Raw genomic sequence first — 21,426 nt, 5'->3', positions numbered from 1 at the left:
GCGTGATTCCTGTCAGGCTTGGGCGGGCGCGGCGAAGGGCACATCCAGCGGTGCGGTGTCGAAATTGCGCAGCAACTCGACGAGGATCTGCGTTGCCGGGCCCAGGGGTTTGTCCTTGTTCGAGTAAAGGTAGAACAGTGGGTGGCGACTGCCACCCTGATCCAGTGGTAAAGGCTTGAGCAGGCCTTCACGCAGCTCGCGCTCGATCAGGTGCCGCGGCAGCCAGGCAAAGCCCAGGCCGCTGCTGACGAAGGTGGCGGCGGTGGCCAGGCTGCCGACCGTCCAGCGCTGTTCGGCGCCCAGCCAGCCGACATCGCGTGGCTGGGCGCGGCCTGAATCGCGAATCACCACCTGCAGCTGGCTTTCCAGGTCCTGGAAGCTCAGTTCCCGGTTCAAGCGGTGCAGGCTGTGTTCGGGGTGGGCGACGGCGACGAATTCGACCGAACTCAGTTCGGTGCCCAGGTAGCCGGAAATGTTGAAGCCGCTGATGGCAAGGTCCGCAATGCCTTCATGCAGCACCTCTTCGACCCCGGACAGCACCTCTTCGCGCAGGCGCACCCGGCAGCCACGGCTTTGCGGCATGAACGCGCTCAAGGCGCGGACCAGGCGGGCATTGGGGTAGGCGGCATCGACCACCAGGCGCACTTCGGCTTCCCAGCCCTGTTCCATGTGATGGGCCAGGTCTTCAAGCTGGCTGGCCTGCTTGACCAGTTGCCGCGAGCGGCGCAGCAGCACGTTGCCGGCCTCGGTCAGCACCGCCTTGCGCCCGTCGATACGCAGCAGCGGTACGCCGAGCTGGTCCTGCATGCGCGCCACGGTATAGCTCACCGAGGATTGCGAACGGTGCAGGGCCTCGGCGGCCTGGGCAAAACCGCCGTGATCGACCACCGCCTGCAGGGTCCGCCACTGATCCAGGGTTACGCGCGGCGCTTTCATCTTCGGCTCCTGTTGTCCTAAGCTGGCGCTCTTTCATGGAGAGCGTCGTATGAAGAAATGTTGTGCTGTATTGCTGGCCCTGCTTCCGCTCACGGCCCTGGCCTATCCCATCGACGTGAAAAAAGACATCGACGGCGTCAAGGTCGACTACACCACCTACGACACCGACCGTGACATCGGTTCGATCAGCGTCAACAACTATGGCGACGTCGATGCCCAGTGCAAGGTGACTTTCCGCAATGGCCCGGAAGCGCCACGGGTACGCCGGGTGAATGTGCCGGCGAAAAAAAGCGTCGATGCCACTGCCAAGTTCAACCGGGAAATCATCAAGCTGCGCATCACCTTGGACTGCAAGCCGAAATAAAACAATTTAACTGATAGGTTGGACCCAGTTTTTACGCTTTTTTATCGATAGGTCAATCATTAATCTTGCCTCCATCGACTTACCGAACTCGCCGATGGAGGCAAGCCCCATGTCCCGTGTACTCGTCATCGAAAGCAGCGCCCGCCAGCAGGACTCGATCTCCCGGCAACTGACCCGCGACTTCGTCAGCCAGTGGCAAGCCGCCCACCCGGCCGACCAGGTGACCCTGCGCGACCTGGCCGTCAACCCGGTGCCGCACCTGGATGGCAACCTGCTCGGCGGCTGGATGAAGCCCGAAACCCAGCGCAATGCCGAAGAGCTAGAGGCCCTGGCACGCTCCAACGAGCTGACCGATGAAGTGCTGGCCGCCGATGTGCTGGTGCTGGCCGCGCCGATGTACAACTTCACCATCCCCAGCACCCTCAAGGCCTGGCTGGACCACGTACTGCGCGCCGGCATCACCTTCAAGTACACCGAAACCGGGCCCCAGGGCCTGCTGACCGGCAAGCGCGCCTACATCCTTACCGCTCGCGGCGGCATTCATGCCGGCGCCAGCAGCGATCACCAGGAACCTTACCTGCGCCAGGTCATGGCCTTCATCGGTATCCATGACGTGACCTTCATCCACGCCGAAGGCCTGAACATGGGCGGCGATTTCCACGAGAAGGGCCTGAACCAGGCCAAGGCGCAGCTTGCCGCCGTGGCATAAGCCGGCAATGAATTTTCCCGCCTGACACCTGTTGCTCCTTTGGGTGTACCTGCCCGGTCTGCCTTGCGCGTGACCGGGCTTTTTTATGCTGCTTGGCGTGCTAGCCGGCCTTGCCAGCGACTATTGCCGGGCTAGCCGCTAACCGTTAAGGTCGCCGCCTCCACAGCAAGGGGCCAACATGGGCTATTTATTGATCGTCGCGCTGATCCAGGCGTTTTCCTTCAGCCTGATCGGCGAGTACCTGGCCGGGCATGTCGACAGCTATTTCGCCGTGCTGGCGCGGGTGTTGCTGGCCGGCCTGGTGTTCCTGCCGCTGACCCGCTGGCGCCAGGTCGAAGCGCGCTTCATGCGTTCGATGCTGCTGATCGGTGCGCTGCAGTACGGCATCACCTATGTCTGCCTGTACCTGAGCTTCCGCGTGCTGACGGTGCCGGAGGTGCTGCTGTTCACCATTCTCACGCCCTTGCACGTGACCCTGATCGAAGATGCCCTGAACCGGCGCTTCAACCCCTGGGCGTTGGTGGCGGCGCTGGTGGCGGTTGCCGGTGCGGCGGTGATTCGCTTCGACAGCATCAGCCCGGACTTTTTCATCGGCTTCTTGCTGCTGCAACTGGCCAACTTCACCTATGCCGCCGGGCAGGTGCTGTACCGTCACCTGATCGCACGCAACCCCAGCGACCTGCCGCATTACCGGCGTTTCGGTTACTTCTACCTGGGCGCCTTGCTGGTGGTGCTACCGGCCTTTTTGCTGTTCGGCAACAGCCAGCACCTGCCGAGCACCGAGGTGCAATGGCTGGTGCTGCTGTTTTTGGGGCTGTGCCCGACGGCACTGGGCTTGTACTGGTGGAACAAGGGTGCCTGCCTGGTTTCCGGCGGCACCCTGGCGGTGATGAACAACCTGCACGTGCCGGTCGGTTTGCTGCTCAATTTGCTGATCTGGAACCAGCACGAGCCGCTGGGCCGGTTGTTCATCGGCGGGGCGGTGATCCTCGCGTCGCTATGGCTCAGTCGTCTCGGCACTCAGCGCCCGCTGCTGGCTGGGCAGGGTCGAGGGTAACAGGCCGGCGCGCAGGTCATTGCCGCTGGGTTGCTGGTACAGGCTCAGGCCGAACTCCGGCATCACCGCCAGCAGGTAGTCGAAGATGTCGCCCTGGATCCGCTCGTAGTCGGCCCACGCCGTGGTGCGCGTGAAGCAGTAGATTTCCAGCGGCACGCCCTGGGCGGTGGTCTGCATCTGGCGGACCATGCAGGTCATGTTCGGCTGGATCTCCGGGTGGCTCTTCAGGTAGGCCAGGGCATAGGCACGGAAGGTGCCGATGTTGGTCATCCGGCGACGGTTGGCGGAGAGTTCGGCGACATTGCCCTGGGCCTCGTTCCAGGCTCTGAGCTCACTGCGCTTGCGGGCAATGTAGTCGGTCAGCAGGCGTACTTCGCTCAGGCGCTGCTCCTCATCGGAGCGCAGGAAGCGCACGCCGCCGGCATCGATGAACAGGCTGCGCTTGATCCGTCGCCCGCCCGACTGCTGCATGCCGCGCCAGTTCTTGAACGACTCGGACATCAAGCGCCAGGTGGGGATGGAGACGATAGTCTTGTCGAAGTTCTGCACCTTGACCGTGTGCAGGGTGATGTCGACCACGTCGCCGTCGGCGCCGACCTGGGGCATCTCGATCCAGTCGCCGACCCGCAGCATGTCGTTGCTGGTCAACTGCACGCTGGCGACGAACGACAGCAGGGTGTCCTTGTAGACCAGCAAGATGACCGCCGACATGGCGCCCAGACCCGAGAGCAGCAATAGCGGCGAGCGGTCGATCAGGGTGGCGACGATAACGATGGCGCCGAACACGAACAGGACCATCTTCGCCAATTGCACGTAACCCTTGATCGAGCGGGTGCGGGCGTGCTCGGTGCGCGCGTAGATGTCCAGCAGGGCGTCGAGCAGGGCGCTCAGGGCCAGGGTCAGGAACAGGATGGTGAAGGCCAGGGCGAGGTTGCCGAGAAAGTGCTGGCTGGTGGCGCTCAGCTCCGGCACCAGTTTGAGGCCAAATTGCACCACCAGTGACGGGGTGGTCTGGGCCAGGCGCTGGAACACCTTGTTCTCGCGCAGGTCATTGACCCAGTGCAGGGCTGGCTGGCGGCCTAGCAGACGGGCGGCGTGCAGCACCAGAAAGCGCGCCACGCGGCCGAGCAGCAGGGCGATCACCAGCAATACGCCCAGGCCGATACCGGCGTGCAGTAGCGGGTGTTGATCAAGGGTGCCCCAGAGGTCCAGGGTGTTTTGCCACAGCTGTTGAATGTCCATAACGGTGTCGTAAAGGGTCCGCAAGTCGAAAACAAGGCCATTAGAGCGCGGATCGGCAAGAAGTTGCCAAAAGAAATTCGGCTCCGACGCCGGAAAACGTTACCCTATGCAACTGAATTTTTTGCACATGCCCGAGGTACACCCGTGTTTTCCCAATTCGCCCTGCACGAACGCCTGCTCAAAGCCGTGGCCGAGCTGAAATTTGTCGAGCCGACGCCGGTGCAGGCAGCGGCCATCCCTTTGGCGTTGCAAGGGCGTGACCTGCGGGTGACGGCGCAAACCGGTAGCGGCAAGACCGCAGCCTTCGTCCTGCCGATGCTCAACCGCCTGGTTGACCTCAAGCAGAAGCGCGTCGAAATTCGCGCCCTGGTGCTGTTGCCGACCCGCGAGCTGGCGCAGCAGACCCTCAAGGAAGTCGAGCGCTTCTCCCAGTTCACTTTCATCAAGGCCGGGCTGATCACCGGTGGCGAAGACTTCAAGGAGCAGGCCGCGATGCTGCGCAAGGTGCCGGACGTGCTGATCGGCACCCCGGGCCGCTTGCTCGAGCAGCTCAATGCCGGCAACCTGCACCTGGAGCATGTCCAGGTGATCGTGCTCGATGAAGCCGACCGCATGCTCGACATGGGCTTTGCCGAAGACGTCGAGCGCCTGTGCAACGAGTGCCCGAATCGTGAACAGACCATGCTGTTCTCCGCCACCACTGGCGGTGCCGGCCTGCGCGACATGATCGGCAAGGTGCTGAAAACCCCTGAGCACCTGATGCTCAACAGCGTCAGCCAGCTGGCCGAAGGCACCCGCCAGCAGATCATCACCGCTGACCACAACCAGCACAAAGAACAGATCGTGCAGTGGCTGCTGGAGAACGAGACCTACGACAAGGCGATCATCTTCACCAATACCCGGGTGATGGCCGACCGCATCTACGGTCACCTGGTGGCCAAGGACTACAAGGCTTTCGTCCTGCACGGCGACAAAGACCAGAAAGATCGCAAGCTGGCCATCGAGCGCCTGAAGCAGGGCGGCGCCAAGATTCTCGTGGCTACTGACGTTGCCGCCCGCGGCCTGGACGTCGACGGCCTGGACCTGGTGATCAACTTCGACATGCCACGCAGCGGCGACGAATACGTACACCGCATCGGCCGTACCGGCCGTGCCGGTAACGAAGGCCTGGCGGTGTCGTTGATCTGTCACGGCGACTGGAACCTGATGTCGAGCATCGAGCGCTACCTGAAGCAGACCTTCGAGCGCCGGGTGATCAAGGAAGTCAAAGGCACCTACACCGGGCCGAAGAAGGTCAAGGCCTCGGGCAAGGCGGCCGGTGTGAAAAAGAAAAAGACCGATAAAAAAGGCGACAAGAAGGTCGTGGCCAAGCGCAAGCCAACAGCCAAGCCAAAGCCTAACGCGCCGCTGGCCAGCGCCGACGGCCTGGCACCGCTCAAGCGCCGCAAACCGGCGCCGGCTGCGGAGTAAGCGCCGGCTTCATAGCCCTCCCACAGGTTCTTTGCAGCCCTTGTGGGAGCGGCGGTGCGGCGACCCGACTTGACCCGCGATTGTTTCACCCCGATTTCAAGTCTTCTTCTCAGCGTTCTTCAATTCCTGCATCCGCTTGTCGATCAGCTGGCACTTGTCCGGCAAGTCCTTGCTGGCCGTGCCCAGCTCCATCTTCTGCAGCTCGTCGTTGATCTCCTTGGCCTTCTGCGGGTTCTGCTCGGTGAGCTTGCTCACTTCCTTGGCCAGTTCTTCGCGCTTGGCCGTCGCTTCTTCCAGCGTGCACGCCCAGCCGGGCAGGGCCAGCAGCAGGCTGGCGGCGGCTGCAATGTTCAACAGGGTTTTCATCGGCAGGCTCCCGGGCAATCAAGGTGAAGTCTTGCGGTTGAGCCTCGCCGGGCGGCGAAAGTTCAGTCGAACCGCAGCCGCGTACACCGGTCACAATCTTACCTACCCCTGATTGAGGCTATGCCGATGACCACCTACGACTGGGACCTGATCGAACGCCTGTTGCACGAAGCGCAGAATAGCGCCGGCCACAGTTTTACCCCCAGGCCTTACGCCGAGCAGCATGCAGCCCAGCTCGCGGCCGAGGGCGCGGCCCCTGGCGATCTCGATCATCTGAAAACCCTGGCATGTGAGTATGAAAAGCTGCTGTTCGAGCGCGGTTACTTTGCCTCACGCCCGGAAGACGAGGGCGGCAACGGCGAGAACTTCATCCTTACCGAGCGGGGCTCGCGGCTGCTGAGCCTGCTGGACAGCAGCATTCCGGGCAACGATCACCCACGCCAGGTGCTGGATGAACAGGAGGATGCACTGGACGAGGCTACTTTCGATCATTTGGCCTCCAAGGCGCAGATTGCCTGAAGCAGGTAACACAAGGCTGGCATTGAGCGGCCGCCGCCGCTGATAATCGGCGCTGGATCCACTTCTGCCGAGAGCCTGCCATGTTGCTGCCAGAAACCGGGGGCGCCCGATGAGCGCCAGCCGCCGCAATACCGATGCCTTTGCCCTGCAAGTGATGCTGGTGCTGTGCCTGATCTGGGGCATCCAGCAGGTGATGATCAAGTGGGCCGCACCGGATATTGCCCCGGTAATGCAGCAAGCCATGCGCTCGGGGATGGCGGCATTGCTGGTCGGCCTGCTGATGTGTTTTCGTGGCGGCTGGGACCAGGTCGCCAGCACCTGGCGCGGCGGGCTACTGGCCGGTTCCCTGTTTGGCCTGGAGTTTCTGTTCATCGCCGAAGGCCTGAAGCTGACCTCGGCGGCGCACATGTCGGTATTCCTCTACACCGCACCGGTGTTTACCGCCCTGGGCTTGCATTTCATGCTGCCCAGCGAGCGGCTGCGGCCCTTGCAGTGGCTGGGCATCCTGCTGGCCTTTGGCGGTATTGCCTTTGCCTTTGCCGGTGGCGTTTCCCTTGAGCATCTGGACGCACAAATGCTGCTGGGTGACGCCTTCGGGGTGCTGGCGGGCCTGGCCTGGGGCGCAACCACCGTGGTGGTGCGCGCTTCGCGGCTGTCGGAGGCGCCAGCGACCCTGACGCTGTTCTATCAACTGGCGGTCGGTTTTGTCGGCCTGCTGTTGATCGCTGTCGCCAGTGGCCAGGTTACCCAGGTGCAGTTCACCCCGCTGTCGATCGGCAGCCTGCTGTTTCAGGGCCTGATCGTGTCGTTTTTCAGTTACCTGACCTGGTTCTGGCTGCTGCGCCGCTATCTGGCCTCGAACCTGGCGGTGTTCTCGTTCATTACTCCGTTGTTCGGGGTGACTTTCGGCGTGCTGTTGCTGGGCGAGCCGTTGAGCCTGAATTTCGTCCTCGGCGCGATCATGGTGCTGCTCGGGGTGACCCTGGTCAGCGCTGAGCAGTGGGTGCGCCGGCGCCTGCGCAGCCTGCTCGGCTAGCCTGCGGGCGCAACAGCAGCAGGCCGGCGAGCACCAGGCCGCTGGCGGCGATCAGCAGCGCTGCCTGCAGGCTGCCGGCGAACTGATTGCTCAGCGCCGCCAGCAGCGGTCCACTGAGCTGGCCCAGGGCAAAACAGGCGGTCAAAAGCCCGGCATTGCGCTGGCTGGCGTGCGGTGCCAGCTCCCGCGAGCGTTGCATTACCAGTTGCATGCAGGCCAGGAACGGGCCGCCACAGAGGATTACCCCCAGCGCCAGGCCCGGGCCGTTGCCCAGCAGGCAGGCGAACACGCCGGCGGCCTGCAGCCACAGGGTCGCGATCAGCCAGCTTGAGGTGCTGCCCATGCCCGGGCGGCGCAGGCTGACCAGCACCACGCCCAGCACCGCCGCCAGACCAAAACCGGGCCAGAACAGGTCGGCCAGCCACTGCCCGTGAAAGCGCGCACTGGCCATCTGCGACATGAAGGTCGCGGGGATGATATAGCCAATACCGTACAGGGCATACACCAGGCCGAGGCGGGCAATTCCTTGCTCGGCTGGCTGGACGCGCGCCCCGCTGACAGTAGGCGCTAGCGTCTGCGGGCGTGGCAGCGCTGGCAGCGCGATCAGCAGCATCAACAGGGCAACGGCGGCATAGATTAACCACAGCGGCGCCGAGCCCAGTCCGTTGAGGTTGGCGATCAGCGCCAGCATTCCGGTTAAAAAAATTCCCACCCCGGGCCCGGCAAACACCAGGGCGCCGAGCCGTGGCCGATTGCTGGCCGCTGCCACCTGCTGGCTGAGGCTGGTGAGCATCACCAGCACCCAGGCGCTGGCCACGCCGGTGCCAAAGCGCAGCAGCAGATGGGCCCAGAAACCGCTGGCCGAGAACGACGCCAGGGTCAGCACGACGCACAGCCACAGACCGCCGTGCAGGCGCGCGCTGACCTGGCCCGGGCGGCGGACGAACATGGCGTCCAGGGCGCCGAGCAGATAGCCCAGGTAGTTGGCGGCGGCGATCAGGCCGGCGGCGGTCAGGCTGACCTGCCCTTCGCTGATCAGGTGCGGGAGCTGTGGAGTGAGGGCGAAGCGGCCGATGCCCATGGCCATCATCAGGGCAACGGCACAGGCGAGAAGGCGAACAACTGGCGACATGGCGGCAATTCCTGCACAAGCGTGAATGACCGTCAGGCTAAAGCCGGTTGATTTTCAATAAAATTGAATAATGATGAGCAACTTGTTCTGTTTTGGAGAATAGCTCGTGGAGCTCAGCCAATTGCGGATTTTCCAGGCGGTGGCCGAGGAGGGCTCGGTGACCCGCGCCGCCGAGCGCCTGCACCGGGTGCCGTCGAACCTGTCGACGCGCCTGCGCCAGCTCGAAGAGCAACTGGGCGTTGAGCTGTTTCGCCGCGAGCGCCAGCGTTTGCAGCTGTCGCCGGCGGGCAAGGTGCTGCTCGATTACGCCGGGCGCATGCTCGCCCTGCACGATGAGGCCTTTGCCGCCGTGCAGGGCGGGCAGCCGGCCGGGGAGTTCGTGCTGGGCTCGATGTACAGCACTGCGGCCATTCATTTGCCCGACTTGCTGGCCCGTTACCACAGCGCTTACCCGGCGGTGAACCTGCAGGTGCAGGCGGCGCCCAGCGGCGAGTTGCTCGAAGGCTTGCTCAGCGGCCGCCTGGATGCCGCCCTGGTCGACGGGCCGCTGGCCCTGGCCGGGCTCGACGGCGTGCCGCTGTGCGACGAAACCCTGGTGCTGATCACCGAACCCGGCCATGGGCCGGTGCGCAGTGCCCGCGATGTCGCCGGGCGGGCGGTGTTCACCTTTCGTCAAGGCTGTTCGTACCGGATGCGCCTGGAGGCCTGGTATGCCCACGATCACGCGGCCATGGGCCGGGTCATGGAGATCGAGTCGTACCCGAGCATGCTCGCCTGTGTGATAGCCGGGGCTGGGGTTGCGTTGATGGCGCAGTCGATGCTCGACAGCCTGCCGGGCCGCGAACGGGTGGCGGTGCATCGCCTGCAGGCGCCGTTCGATCAGGCCACCACCTGGCTGATGTGGCGCAAGGGCATGCGCGGGGCGAATTTGAGCGCCTGGATCGATTTGCAACAAGGGGAAACAGTTACCCAGGCAGCGCAGATGGCGCAGGAGGCTTGATTGAGATCAAACTTGCCCTCAAGTCATGTTGCACAGACATGCGCATTGCAATACTTGGGACTATGATCTGTATGAAGCATCGCAGGATTTATTCGCCGTGCAGGCTGACCCGTAAGGGGGAGTTATGAGAAACCATCTGTTCAACTGGCTCCACGACCTGGCCGCTGCCCTGGGCCTGATCCCGCCACCGCTGCAGCCGGTGCCGATCCCTACCGACGAAGAACAGCGCAAGCGCCAGCCACGTCGCTAAAACACATCGGCCGCCGCATCATTGCTGATGCGACGGCCGTGGTGCACCTGTCTATCAGGCCAGGTTGACGGCGCCTACCGGGCGGCGCGACATCAGGCTGACTACCACAAAGCTCACCAGGCCGATCGCCAGGCTGTAGTAGATCGGCGTGTTGGCGTCCATCCCATCCATGATCATGAACGCCAGGGCGGTGACGAAGCCCAGGGTCATGCTGGTGATCGCCGCCGCAGTGGTGGCGCGTTTCCAGTAGATGGCGCCGATCAGCGGAATCAGCATGCCGCCCACCAGCAGGTTGTAGGCCAGGGTCAAGGCGCTGATCACATCGGTTACCACCAAGGCGATACCCAGTACGGCAATACCGGTCAGCAGGGTGAACAGGCGGTTGATGCCCAGGCTCGACTGCTTGCCGCCGCGCAGTTTCGGCAGCAGGTCTTCGGTCAGGACCGTGGAGGCGGCCAGCAGGCCAGCACTGGCGGTGGACATCATCGCTGCCAGCGCAGCGGCAATCACCAGGCCACGGATACCGTCAGGCAGGGTGGATTTGACGATCGCGGCAAAGGCGTTGTTGGCGTTGTCCAGGTCCGGCAGGAGGACATGCGCGGCCATGCCGATCAGTGCGCACACCAGGCCGTAGATCACGCAGTACACGCCAGCAGTGGTGCCCGCGTACTTGGCGACTTTCTCGTCACGGGCGGTGAACACCCGTTGCCAGATGTCCTGGCCGATCAGGATGCCGAAGAAGTAGATCAGGAAGTAGGTGATGATGGTGTCCCAGCCGATGGTGGTCAGGCTGAAGTTGCTGGCCGGCAGCTTGGCCACCAGTTGATCCCAGCCACCGACCTTGTACAGGCAGATGGGCAGCAGGACAAACATCAGGCCGACGGTCTTGATCACGAACTGGACGATGTCGGTCAGGGTCAGCGACCACATGCCGCCGATGGTCGAGTACACCACCACGACGCCACCACCGAGCAGGATCGCGCCCCAGAACGGCAGGTCGAACAGCACTTGCAAAACGGTGCCGATGGCCAGGGTCGAGGTCACCGCGATCATCAGCGCGTAGGCAAGCATGATCACCGCACTGGCCTGGCGGGCCATGGGGTTGTAGCGTTTTTCCAGCACCTGGGTAACGGTGAAGATCTTCAGGCGCAGCAGCGGCTTGGCCAGGAACAGGTTCAGGGCGATGATGCCCAGGCCCAGCGCGGCGCACAGCCAGAAGCCGGAAATCCCGTGGACATAGCCCAGGCGTACGGTGCCGACGGTCGACGCGCCGCCCAGTACCGTGGCGGCCATGGTGCCCATGTACAGGCTAGGGCCCAGGTTGCGCCCGGCCACCAGGTAATCTTCATGGGTTTTTGCCCGGCGCATGCCGAACCAGCCGAGCGCGAGCATGCCGGCGGCATAAATCAGAACAACGAATATGTCCAAGGCCATGGGTGTCTCCAATTATCTTTATTATGGTGAGATCGACCCCGGCGCCAGGCAAGCCTGGCGCCGGGTCATTCGTCTACTCAGTGGGCCGTCGTTGCGGCCCGACTGTCATGGCTCCTGCCCTGTTGCAACTCCTGGTGTACTACCGTTAGCGGCGAACCACGCCCGGCAGTGCACAGAGCATTTCGTACAGCAGGTTGGCACCGAGCAGCGAGGTGTTGCCGGTGGTGTCGTAAGGTGGCGAGACTTCCACCAGGTCGCAGCCGATCAGGTCCAGGCCCTGGCAGCCGCGGATGATTTCCATCGCCTGGATGGTGGTCAGGCCGCCGATTTCCGGGGTGCCGGTGCCCGGTGCCCAGGCCGGGTCGATACCGTCGATGTCGAAGCTCAGGTACACCGGGCCGCCACCGACTTTCTCGCGCACTTCGGCCATCAACGGCTCCAGCGACTTGTGCCAGCACTCTTCGGCCTGGACCACACGGAAGCCCTGCTTGCGGCTCCAGTTGAAGTCTTCGGCGGTATAGCCCTGGGCGCGCAGGCCGATCTGCACCACGCGGTCGCAGTCCAGCAGGCCTTCTTCGACGGCGCGGCGGAAGGTGGTGCCGTGGGCGATCTTCTCGCCGAACATGTGATCGTTGACGTCGGCGTGGGCATCGATGTGCACCAGCCCGACCTTGCCGTGCTTCTTGTGGATAGCGCGCAGGATCGGCAGGGTGATGGTGTGGTCGCCGCCCATGGTCATGGGGATGACGTTGTGTTCGAGGATCTCGTCGTAGGCTTCTTCAATGATCCGTACGGCGTCGAGCAGGTTGAAGGTGTTGATCGCCACGTCGCCGATATCGGCAACCGACAACGAATCGAAGGGCGCAGCGCCAGTGGCCATGTTGTACGGGCGGATCATCACCGATTCGGCGCGGATCTGCCGTGGGCCGAAGCGGGTGCCGGAGCGCAGCGAGGTGCCGATGTCCAGGGGGATGCCGATGAACGCGGCATCCAGGCCTTCGGCGCTTTGCAGGTGAGGGAGACGGAGCATGGTGGCGATGCCGCCGAAGCGCGGCATTTCGTTGCCGCCCAGTGGTTGGTGCAGAATCTTGTCCACGGTCGGGCCTCATCGATTCGATTGTTCTAGTTGTTGGAACCTGTCTGGCTGGCCTGGGGCAACCCCTGAAATGCCGGCAAGCAGGTGCATTGCGGCAGAGTCTGCAAAAGGTAGTGGATGAAAAGAATCGCTACAGGCAAATACTTAGTTCAGGTTTTTCTGAACTAATGCCGGTATTGCGGTTAGAATCCGGCCATCTGTAGCCCTGCGGACCGCGATCACATGGCCTCTGCCTTGCCCGACCTGAAACTCCTGCGCATCTTCGTCAGCATCGTGCGCCACCAGGGGTTTGCCAACGCCCAGCGCGAGCTGAACCTGTCGACCTCGGCCATCAGTACCTACATGAGCCAGCTCGAGGCGGCCCTTGGCATCGTCCTTTGCCATCGCGGCCGTGGCGGTTTCAGCCTGACCAGCAAGGGTGAACTGTTCCACCAGGAGACCTTGCGCCTGCTGGCAGAAATGGACGGTTTCGAGCAATACGCGGCGGCGCTCAAGGGGGAATTGCGCGGTACCCTCAACCTTGGGGTGATCGACTCCACCGTCGGTGATCGGGCCTTGCCTTTGGCTGAAGCTATCGGTGCCTACAGCCAGGAGCACCCGGCGGTGCACTTGCACCTGTCGGTGTCGAGCCCCTACGAGCTGCAACTGGGGGTGCAGGACAACCGCCTGGACCTGGCCATCGGCGCCTTTTCCACGCGCATGAGCGGGCTGGTGTATCAGCCGTTGTACCGCGAGCAACATTGGCTGTATTGCAGCAACCGCCATCCGCTGTTCAACGAGCGGCGCATTCCCGAGCAGGTGATTACCCAGCAGCGCATGGTCGGTCGCGGTTACTGGAGCCAGGCTGAACTTGCCCGCCACGGCTTCAAGCACAGCGCGGCAACGGTGGAGAGCATGGAGGCGCAACTGATCCTGGTGTTGTCCGGCGCCTATATCGGCTACCTGCCGGAACACTATGCCCAGGCCTGGGCTGACAAGGGCGATTTGCGGGTGCTATCGCCGGCGACCTTCGGCTATCAGGCACCGTTCTCCATGATCATTCGCCGTGGCCGCAGCCGCGAACCCTTGATCCAGACCTTTCGCGATCTGCTCAAGGCGCAACTCACTCCAGCCTGAACGAAACGGCCCCTAGTAAATTTAGTCTTGGCTGCAAAAATTCCTGAAAATATCGGCCGCAACCCCGTAATTGCTCTGCTAAACCTGTATTGGCTTGATGAAATTTCCCATCTCTCCTTTGCAGGGATCGCCCAGATGCGCATGAATTTGCCCGTCACTGAGCATGAAAGAACCTTTCCGAGCGAACAGCGGCTGATTTCCACTACCGACCTCAATAGCCGCATCACCTATTGCAACGACGCCTTTGTCGCCATCAGCGGTTTTACCTACGAGGAATTGCTCGATCAGCCGCACAACCTGGTGCGTCATCCGGACATGCCCCCCGCGGTGTTCGGGCATATGTGGGAAACCATCAAACAGGGCAAACCCTGGATGGGCGTGGTGAAGAACCGCGCCAAAAACGGCGACTTCTACTGGGTCAGCGCTTACGTTACGGCGATTTACGAAAACGGCCGGATCAGCGGCTACGAGTCGGTGCGCTCGGTACCGACCCGCGAGCAGATCCGCCGGGCCACGGCGTTGTATGCACGGTTGCGCCAGGGGCGCAGCCCGGTGCCGCTGGCGGCTCGACTGGGCGCGACAGTGGAACACGGCTGGCCCTTGGTCGGCGCTGGTATTTTGTCTGTGATCAGCTATTTGTGGCTGCCCCAGTACGCCGCCCTGGGTGTGCTGATGGCCAGCCTGCTCAGCGCCTGGTACCTGATCGAGGCGCGGCAGAACCGGGTGATCCGCCGCACCCTGGGCGAACACCCGAAAGCCTTCACCAGCCCTCTGGTGGCCCTGACCTACAGCGACAACAGCGGCCTGCAGGGCCAGCTGGACCTGGCGATCATCAGTGAAGAAGCCCGCTTGCAATCGGCCCTGACGCGCCTGGTGGATGCCGGTGTCGGGGTCAAGACGCGCGCCGCGCAATCCTCCGACCTGTCCGGGGCCCAGGCGCAGATGCTCGACAAGCAACGCAGCGAAACCGATCAGTCGGCCACGGCGATTGCGCAAATGGCAGCGACCATCCAGGAAGTGACGCACAACGTGCAGAACACCGCTACGGCCGCCTCCGATGCCGATCACCTGGCCCAGCAGGGCAGTGACCTGGCGCAGCAAAGCCTGCGCGCCATGGGCAGTATGGCCGAGGCGGTCAGCGACATCGGCCAGGCGGTCAATGCCCTGGCCGACCAGACCCAGTCGATCGGCAGCGTGGTCGATGTCATCACCTCGATTGCCGAGCAGACCAACCTGCTGGCGCTCAACGCGGCGATCGAGGCGGCGCGGGCCGGCGAGCAGGGCCGGGGCTTTGCCGTGGTCGCCGACGAGGTGCGCTCGCTGGCCCAGCGTACCCGTACCTCGACCGAGGAGATCCACCAGATTATCGCCTCGTTGCGCGCCGGCGCCGAGCGGGCGGTGTCCAGTGCCAGCAAGGGCGAGCAGATCTCCCGCGACAGCGTGCACAGCGTCGAGGCGGTGCAGTCGGCGCTGGTGGGCATCACCCAGGCGGTCAGCCGCATCACCGGCATGAGCCAGCAGATGGCCACAGCCTCGGAACAGCAGAGTCATGTCGCCGAGGACATCAACCAGCAGATCACCCGCATTGCCCAGCTCTGCGATCACAGCGCCGGGCAGGCCAAGCAGGGCGCCGAGATCAGCCAGGACCTGGAACGCATGGCCGATTACCTGTACAGCCTGGCCGAACGTTTCAACCGCTGAAGCTTTTCGTCTCTCCCACAGGGAAGTGGGCTTTTTTCGGGGCTGCTGTGGCACACTTTGCCCGCTCAGGAGAACCCGATGTCCAGAATCCACTGCGAGCGCTGCCTGCGCCCACAAGCCCATTGCCTTTGTCCGCTAATCCCTTCCCTCGACAGCCGTACCCGCGTGCTGTTGCTGCAGCATCCCAGTGAAGTGCGCCACGCCCTCAATACCGCCAAGCTGGCGGCGCTTGGCTTGCGCAATGCGCAATTGCACGTGGGCGAAGTGTTCGAGGATCTGCCTGAGCTGCTGCAAGCACCGGGGTACCGCAGTGCCTTGCTGTTTCCGGGCGATGCGGCGCAGCCGCTGGTGGCCTATGCCGACGAAGAGGATAAGCGACCGTGGCAACTGGTGGTGCCCGATGGTACCTGGCGCAAGGCGAGCAAGTTGTTGCATGTGAACCCGTTGCTTGGCACGTTGCCGCGGGTAACCCTGGCCCAGGTCCTGCCTTCGCGCTATCGCCTGCGCAAAGCGCCGCAGGCGGGGGCAGTATCGACTCTGGAGGCACTGGTGCAGGCGCTCAACGTGCTGGAGGCGCCGGTTAATTTTGACGCGCTGTTAAAACCGTTCGAGGCGCTGATCGAGGGGCAGATTGCGGCGATGGGGCGCGAGACCTACGAGCGCAATCATCTGCGTTGAGCCACTGCGAGCGCCTCAGCGTTCGCGCATGGCTTCGGTACGTGCCTTGAGCACCGGCTTGAGCAGGTAATCGAGCACGCTCTTGTGGCCGGTGATGATATCCACCGTGGCAGTCATGCCGGGGATGATCAAAAGCGGTTTGTTATCACCACCCAGGTGGTTCTTGTCGGTGCGCACCTGGATCAGGTAAAAGGCGTTGCCCTTGTCGTCGGTGACGGTGTCGGCGCTGATCAGTTCGAGCTTGGCCTTCAGGCCGCCGTAGATGGTGTAGTCGTAGGCGCTGAACTTGACCATCGCCGACTGCCCGGGGTGCAGGAAGGCGACATCTTGCGGGCGCACCTTGGCCTCGATCAGCAGGTTGTCTTCCAGCGGCACGATCTCCAGCAGGTCACTGCCGGGCTGGACCACGCCGCCGATGGTGTTGACCTTGAGCAGCTTGATGATCCCGTGCACCGGCGAAACCACGGTGGTGCGGGTTACCCGGTCATCGATGGCAATGCTTGAGGCGGTGATCTTCGACAGGTCGGTGCGTTTTTCGTTGAGTTCCTTGGCCGCCTCTGAGCGAAACCCGGCTTCGGACTCTTCGATCTTGCTCTTGATCTCGGCCACCGCCGCTTCGGCGCGCGGGATTGCCAGGCTGGTGGCGTTGAGCGAGCCGCGGGCTTCAACGGCGCTGCGCTTGAGGCGCAGGATTTCCACTGGTGAGATCGCCCCGGTGCCAACCAGCGGCGTCGACATGTTCAGTTCCTGCTGCAACAGCGCCAGGGCCGAGCGGTACTGCTCGACCTTGGAGCGAAACTCGGCCAGTTCCTGGGTTTTTTGCCGCAGTTGCTCGTTGAGGGTCTGCTTTTCGCTGCTCAGCCGACGCTGGCGCGACTGGTACAGCGAGAGTTCGTCTTCAGCCACCTGCGGCGCCTTGCTGCGTACTTCTTCGGAGAGCTGGAACGGCCGGCCTTCGGCTTCGGCGGCAAGGCGCTCGACCTGGGCGGTGAGGGCAAAGCGGTCGGCTTCGCTCTCGCCCTTGTTGGAGAGAAAACGCGTGTCGTCCAGGCGCAGCAGGGTATCGCCCTTGTTCACCATCTGCCCTTCACGGACGAAGATCTCGGTGACGATGCCGCCTTCAAGGTTCTGGATCACCTGGACCTTGCTCGACGGAATGGCCTTGCCTTCGCCCATGGTCACTTCATCGAGCACGGCGAACTTGGCCCACAGCAGCGCCACCAGCAACAGCCCCGCGGCCAGCCACACGGTGATCCGCGAGAGACGCGGCGAGTCCTGCAGGGTGGCGCCGGCCACATCGGGCATGAACTCGCGTTCGGCGGTTTTGCCGAAACTCTGGAAGTAGCTGCGCAGGCCTTGGCTTACGGACATGAATGACCCCCTAGAGTGCCGCGCCAACGCGGCCTTTGCGCAGTGCATCGATGACCGCTTCCTTCGGCCCGTCGGCAACGATCTTGCCGTTGTCCAGTACGAGCAGCCGGTCGACCAGGCTGAGCATCGAGGTGCGGTGGGTGACCAGCAGCAGGGTTTTGCCCTGCACCCAGCCATGCAGGCGCTGGCGCAGCTGGTCTTCGCTGCTGTTGTCCATGTGGCTGGTGGGTTCGTCGAGGATCATGATCGGCGGTTCGAGCAACATCGCCCTGGCCAGCAGCACGGCCTGGCGCTGGCCACCGGAAAGCAGCTGGCCGCGCTCGCCGACCGGGCGGTCGAAGCCTTGCGGGTGCTGGCGGGCCAGCTCGCTGACGCCGGTCAGCTCGGCCACTTCAAGCATGCGCGCGTCACTCACATAGCGCGCGCCAAGGGTCAGGTTGTCGCGCAGGCTGCCGGCCAGCAGCGGCAGGTCATGGGCGACGTAGCCCAGTTGGTGGCGCAGGTCGGCGATGTCCAGTTGGCGCAGGTCGAGGTTGTCGAGCAGGATCTGCCCTTCGTCCGGGGCATAGAAACCCATCAACAGGCGCGCGAGGGTGCTCTTGCCCGAGCCGCTGCGGCCGATGATGCCGATGCGTTCGCCCGGCTTGACGCTGAAGCTGATGTCATTGAGGGCGGCAGCGTTCTGGCCGTGGTAGCGAAAGCTCACATGGCTGACGTCGAGGCCGCCGTGCAACTGGGTGCGCTCCAGCGGTTGCTGGCCGGCCTGGCGCTCCTGCGGCAGGGCCATCAGCGCGTCGGTGCTGCGCATGGTCAGCTGTGCCTGCTGGTAGCGGGTGATCAGCCCGGCGATTTGCCCGAGCGGTGCCAGCACCCGGCTGCCGAGCATGTAGCTGGCAACCAGGGCGCCGACGCTGAGGTTGCCGGCAATGATGCTGTAGACCCCGGCAACGATGGTGGCCATGCCGCAGAACTGCTGGATGAACAGCGTGCCGTTGGTGGCCAGCGCCGACAGGTTGCGGGCGTGGGCGTCGAGGCGGGTGAGGGCGCCGTGGGTGCTTTCCCACTGGTACTGGCGCTCGCTTTCGGCGCTGCAGGCCTTGAGGGTTTCCAGGCCGCCGAGGGTTTCGATCAGCAGCGCCTGGCGCACCGCGCCCAGGGCCAGGCTTTTTTGCACGGTATCGCGCAGCCGCACCTGGATGAACAGGGCAAAGAAAATGGTCACCGGGAAGGCAATCAGCGGGATCACCACCAGCCAGCCACCGAGCAGGCCGATCACCGCCAGCATCAGCACCACGAAGGGCAGGTCGATAATGCTGGTCAGGGTCACGGCGGTAAGGAATTCACGCAGGCCCTGGAAGTCATGAATGCTCTGGGCAAAGCCGCCAACCGTGGCCGGCCGGGCTTTCATCGACATGCCGGTGATGCGTTCGAACAGGGTGGCGGAAAGAATCAGGTCGGTCTTTTTCCCGGCCTGGTCGAGCAGGTGGGCGCGGACCACGCGCAGGGTCAATTCGAACAGGGTGCCGATCAGCAGGCCGGCGCTCAGTACCCACAGCGTCGAGGTGGCCTGGTTGGGCACCACGCGGTCGTAGGTCTGCATGACGAACAAGGGCACCATCAGCCCCAGCAGGTTGATCAGCAGGCTGGCGAGAATGGCGTCGCTGTAGAGCCAGCGTGAGAGTTTGAGGGTGTCGCGAAACCAGGCGTTGACCCGTGGCATCAACGGCGCACGCAGGTCTTCGAGTTCATGGCGGGGGCGGGCGAACAGCGCCTCGCCGGCGTAGGCTTGCAGCAGTTCTTCGCGGCTGACCCACTGCTCGCCGCCTTCGGCTTCGCAGGGCAGGATCAGCGCCCGACCGTCATCGCCCCAACGCCGCAGCACTGCGCAGCGACCGTCCTTGAGCAGCAACAGCACCGGCAGGTTGAGCGCCGAGATCGCCCCCAGCTCACGCCGCAGGATCCGCGCCTGCAAACCGGCCCGCGCTGCCGCCCGGGGCAGCAGCTCAAGGCTCAGGCGCTGCTCGGGTAGCGGCAGGCCGGCACTCAGGCCGGCGCGACTGACAGTGCAACCATGCAGCTTGCAAAGGATCAGCAAGCCATCGAGTAACGGGTCATCGAAACTCTGGCGCGGATCTATTGCCGAGCTCGCAGGTTGCATGCTGGTCACAATCGCCTACTCCTGCCGCAGGTGGAGGGGTTTAGCGCATATCGGGCAGGCGCGCCTCGCTCTTCACTTCGCTCTTGGCGATCGCCTCGGGTGGCAGCGAGATGCGCTGCTTGTTCAGCAGCTCTCCCATGTTGGCCAGCACCCGGTACATGGAGAACTCTTCGGTGTAGCGCACTTCGGTGTAGCGGCGGTTGGCGTTGTACAGCTCGTTTTCACTGTCGAGCAAATCGAGCAGGGTACGCTGGCCGAGGCCGAACTGGTCCTGGTAAGCGGCGCGCACACGGGTGGTGGTCTCGGCGTATTCGCGGGCCGCCCGCAGTTGCTTTTGGGCGTTGGTCATGGCGTTCCACGACAGCGACAGGTCTTCGGTAATCTGGCGCAGGGCATTGTTGCGGATGTCCATGGCCTGGTTGATCTTGTGCGCATCGGACTGCAGGCGGGCCTTGTCGCTGCCGCCGCGGAACAGGTTGTAGCTGAGCTCGACACCGGCCTGCCAGTCGTTGTTGTCGTGGCCGACCTGACCTGCGGTGTTGTTGTTGGCACCGGTTGCCAATACTGCGTCAATACGCGGGTAGAACGGCGACTTGGCCACTTCGTATTGCTGCTCGGCCGCATTGACGTCGGCCTGGGCGGATTTCAGGTAAGGGTTGTTTTCGAGCATGTCCTGGCGCGCAGCAGGCAGGTCAGCAGGTACTTCACCCTTGATGGTCGCCGGGGTTTCCAGCTCATCGGCCGGGCGGCCAACGACGCTAAAGAATCTGGCCTCGGCATCGGCCAGGTCGACCTCGGCAGTGTCCAGGTTGTTCTCGGCCAGCGCGCGACGGGCGGTGGACTGGTCGCGGTCGGCGTTGCTGCCGACCCCGCGCTCGCTGCGCAGGCCGATCTGGTCGTTGACCCGCAGGTGCGCCTGCAGGTTGTTCTTGGCCAGGGTTACCAGCTCGCGGCGTTTGAGCACCTCCAGGTACGCCTCGACGGTACTCAGGGCGACGGACTGGGCGGTGGCCTGGGTGTAGTAGGCCCGCGAGTTCACCACTGCCTCGGTACGGCCGACTTCGTTGGCGGTGTTGAAGCCGTCGAAGAGCATCTGCCGCAGGCGCAGGTCGGACTGGGTGTAGGTCAGTGTCTCTTTATTATGATTACGCGTGCCGTCGGCATTGAAGCCACGGGTATTGGTGTTGTCGGAGCGTTGTCGACCGTAACCGGCCACCAGGTCGACGGTGGGGAAGTAACCGCCTCGGGCGAACTTCACGTCTTCATCGGCCGACAGCCGGCTGTTTTTGCTGGAGCCGATTTCCGGGTGGTAATCCACGGCGCTTTGCACAGCCTCATTAAGTGACATCGCCTGGGCATTGGCACATGCCATGGCCAACAGAATTGCGCTGGTGATGGGGGTCAAAACGCGCATGGGTTACTTCTCCCTGATTTCTAATAATGGTCCTGCGATTCGTCAAAAAAGTGACGAAAACCTGAGGTCAAACCGTATCAGGCTTGTAACAACAGAGCTAAGAACATTTACGCGCGAAGCTAAGAAGATTTTTTCATAAGAGTTATGCGAAAAAAAACTTATGCGGTCTAAGAAATCCGAGACATTGTTCATATCAGGCAGCCCGTGGAATCAGCGCTAGGGTGCATTTTTTCGGGCGTCAGAGAAAGTTCCCGTGTTTTTGCAGCAGAGGGCATGGATGTAGCGGAGGGGATGGAGGCGGGGCGAAGTTTGGCGACAAATTTTTGGCAGGTGTCACTAGGCCACTTCGCTCAATCACTTTCACCGCAGCTCTGGCA

At 63.3% G+C, this 21,426-nt stretch carries 19 protein-coding genes and 2 pseudogenes; 12 read left to right on the top strand and 9 right to left on the bottom strand.

The window, feature by feature from the left end; genetic code table 11:
• Positions 1 to 12 precede the first annotated feature (12 nt).
• On the bottom strand, positions 13 to 936 hold the full coding sequence (locus tag JYG36_RS20245; RefSeq protein WP_045193404.1) for a PA3225 family LysR-type transcriptional regulator: 924 nt from the start codon (positions 934 to 936) through the stop codon (positions 13 to 15).
• A gap of 49 nt (positions 937 to 985) precedes the next feature.
• On the opposite strand from JYG36_RS20245, the gene JYG36_RS20240 reads away from it, so the two are divergent.
• The 3 genes from JYG36_RS20240 (at position 986) to JYG36_RS20230 (ending at position 3,066) form a co-directional block, all read left to right on the top strand.
• On the top strand, positions 986 to 1,300 hold the full coding sequence (locus JYG36_RS20240; protein ID WP_045193403.1) for a hypothetical protein: 315 nt from the start codon (positions 986 to 988) through the stop codon (positions 1,298 to 1,300).
• A gap of 109 nt (positions 1,301 to 1,409) precedes the next feature.
• Positions 1,410 to 2,009, top strand: coding sequence for an FMN-dependent NADH-azoreductase (locus tag JYG36_RS20235; protein WP_045193402.1), 600 nt, complete (start codon positions 1,410 to 1,412; stop codon positions 2,007 to 2,009).
• A 178-nt stretch (positions 2,010 to 2,187) separates the two neighbouring features.
• Complete coding sequence (locus JYG36_RS20230) at positions 2,188 to 3,066, top strand: carboxylate/amino acid/amine transporter (RefSeq protein WP_045193401.1); 879 nt, start codon at positions 2,188 to 2,190, stop codon at positions 3,064 to 3,066.
• Here JYG36_RS20230 and JYG36_RS20225 read toward each other — a convergent pair.
• On the bottom strand, positions 3,007 to 4,308 hold the full coding sequence (locus JYG36_RS20225; protein WP_045193400.1) for a mechanosensitive ion channel family protein: 1,302 nt from the start codon (positions 4,306 to 4,308) through the stop codon (positions 3,007 to 3,009). The two genes, JYG36_RS20230 and JYG36_RS20225, sit on opposite strands and share 60 nt — an antisense overlap.
• A gap of 144 nt (positions 4,309 to 4,452) precedes the next feature.
• Between JYG36_RS20225 and JYG36_RS20220 the strand changes: the two genes are divergently transcribed.
• The gene (locus JYG36_RS20220) at positions 4,453 to 5,778 is read left to right on the top strand and encodes a DEAD/DEAH box helicase (protein ID WP_045193399.1); all 1,326 of its coding nucleotides are present in this window, start codon (positions 4,453 to 4,455) and stop codon (positions 5,776 to 5,778) included.
• A 96-nt stretch (positions 5,779 to 5,874) separates the two neighbouring features.
• On the opposite strand, the gene JYG36_RS20215 is transcribed toward JYG36_RS20220, so the two are convergent.
• Complete coding sequence (locus tag JYG36_RS20215; protein ID WP_093385885.1) at positions 5,875 to 6,144, bottom strand: hypothetical protein; 270 nt, start codon at positions 6,142 to 6,144, stop codon at positions 5,875 to 5,877.
• Positions 6,145 to 6,270: 126 nt separating this feature from the next.
• Here JYG36_RS20215 and JYG36_RS20210 point away from each other — a divergent pair, with 126 nt between their 5' ends.
• Together JYG36_RS20210 and JYG36_RS20205 are read left to right on the top strand one after the other, a co-directional pair.
• On the top strand, positions 6,271 to 6,663 hold the full coding sequence (locus JYG36_RS20210; RefSeq protein ID WP_093385881.1) for a transcriptional regulator: 393 nt from the start codon (positions 6,271 to 6,273) through the stop codon (positions 6,661 to 6,663).
• Positions 6,664 to 6,772: 109 nt separating this feature from the next.
• Complete coding sequence (locus JYG36_RS20205; protein WP_213602091.1) at positions 6,773 to 7,699, top strand: DMT family transporter; 927 nt, start codon at positions 6,773 to 6,775, stop codon at positions 7,697 to 7,699.
• On the opposite strand, the gene JYG36_RS20200 is transcribed toward JYG36_RS20205, so the two are convergent.
• Positions 7,650 to 8,831: an MFS transporter gene (locus JYG36_RS20200; RefSeq protein WP_213602090.1), complete on the bottom strand. Its 1,182-nt coding sequence runs from the start codon at positions 8,829 to 8,831 to the stop codon at positions 7,650 to 7,652. The genes JYG36_RS20205 and JYG36_RS20200 overlap by 50 nt on opposite strands.
• A gap of 106 nt (positions 8,832 to 8,937) precedes the next feature.
• Here JYG36_RS20200 and ptrR point away from each other — a divergent pair, with 106 nt between their 5' ends.
• Positions 8,938 to 9,831 carry a putrescine utilization regulator PtrR gene (gene ptrR / locus JYG36_RS20195; RefSeq protein WP_045193394.1) on the top strand — a complete coding sequence of 298 codons (894 nt, stop codon included), beginning with the start codon at positions 8,938 to 8,940 and terminating at the stop codon, positions 9,829 to 9,831.
• 124 nt (positions 9,832 to 9,955) lie between these two features.
• The gene (locus JYG36_RS26690) at positions 9,956 to 10,081 is read left to right on the top strand and encodes a PA1414 family protein (protein ID WP_010223057.1); all 126 of its coding nucleotides are present in this window, start codon (positions 9,956 to 9,958) and stop codon (positions 10,079 to 10,081) included.
• Between the two features lie 54 nt (positions 10,082 to 10,135).
• On the opposite strand, the gene JYG36_RS20190 is transcribed toward JYG36_RS26690, so the two are convergent.
• Together JYG36_RS20190 and speB are read right to left on the bottom strand one after the other, a co-directional pair.
• Positions 10,136 to 11,515, bottom strand: a complete 1,380-nt coding sequence (locus JYG36_RS20190; RefSeq protein WP_045193393.1) for a sodium:solute symporter family protein — start codon at positions 11,513 to 11,515, stop codon at positions 10,136 to 10,138.
• A gap of 145 nt (positions 11,516 to 11,660) precedes the next feature.
• The gene (gene speB, locus JYG36_RS20185; protein ID WP_045193392.1) at positions 11,661 to 12,611 is read right to left on the bottom strand and encodes an agmatinase; all 951 of its coding nucleotides are present in this window, start codon (positions 12,609 to 12,611) and stop codon (positions 11,661 to 11,663) included.
• Between the two features lie 222 nt (positions 12,612 to 12,833).
• Between speB and JYG36_RS20180 the strand changes: the two genes are divergently transcribed.
• The 4 genes and pseudogenes from JYG36_RS20180 to JYG36_RS20170 all read left to right on the top strand — a co-directional run bounded on the left by JYG36_RS20180 (position 12,834) and on the right by JYG36_RS20170 (position 16,106).
• Positions 12,834 to 13,727, top strand: a complete 894-nt coding sequence (locus JYG36_RS20180; protein WP_045193391.1) for a LysR family transcriptional regulator — start codon at positions 12,834 to 12,836, stop codon at positions 13,725 to 13,727.
• Between the two features lie 135 nt (positions 13,728 to 13,862).
• Positions 13,863 to 14,174: pseudogene (locus JYG36_RS26855) on the top strand (PAS domain-containing protein); the annotation flags it as partial.
• Positions 14,175 to 14,453: 279 nt separating this feature from the next.
• Positions 14,454 to 15,428, top strand: a pseudogene (locus tag JYG36_RS26850) (methyl-accepting chemotaxis protein); the annotation flags it as partial.
• Positions 15,429 to 15,506: 78 nt separating this feature from the next.
• Entirely contained in the window at positions 15,507 to 16,106 is a 600-nt protein-coding gene (locus tag JYG36_RS20170) for a tRNA-uridine aminocarboxypropyltransferase (RefSeq protein WP_045193389.1), read from the top strand.
• 15 nt (positions 16,107 to 16,121) lie between these two features.
• Here JYG36_RS20170 and JYG36_RS20165 read toward each other — a convergent pair whose 3' ends face one another.
• From JYG36_RS20165 to JYG36_RS20155, 3 genes are read right to left on the bottom strand one after another with little or no spacing between them, the layout of a single operon-like run.
• Positions 16,122 to 17,477, bottom strand: coding sequence for an HlyD family type I secretion periplasmic adaptor subunit (locus JYG36_RS20165; RefSeq protein ID WP_045193388.1), 1,356 nt, complete (start codon positions 17,475 to 17,477; stop codon positions 16,122 to 16,124).
• A gap of 10 nt (positions 17,478 to 17,487) precedes the next feature.
• Complete coding sequence (locus JYG36_RS20160) at positions 17,488 to 19,635, bottom strand: type I secretion system permease/ATPase (protein ID WP_371128686.1); 2,148 nt, start codon at positions 19,633 to 19,635, stop codon at positions 17,488 to 17,490.
• Positions 19,636 to 19,675: 40 nt separating this feature from the next.
• Complete coding sequence (locus JYG36_RS20155) at positions 19,676 to 21,049, bottom strand: TolC family outer membrane protein (RefSeq protein WP_213602088.1); 1,374 nt, start codon at positions 21,047 to 21,049, stop codon at positions 19,676 to 19,678.
• Positions 21,050 to 21,426 lie beyond the last annotated feature (377 nt).

The sequence above is a fragment of the Pseudomonas sp. SORT22 genome, assembly GCF_018417635.1.
Classification (GTDB): domain Bacteria; phylum Pseudomonadota; class Gammaproteobacteria; order Pseudomonadales; family Pseudomonadaceae; genus Aquipseudomonas.
This window is presented reverse-complemented; position numbering and strand designations above follow the sequence as displayed.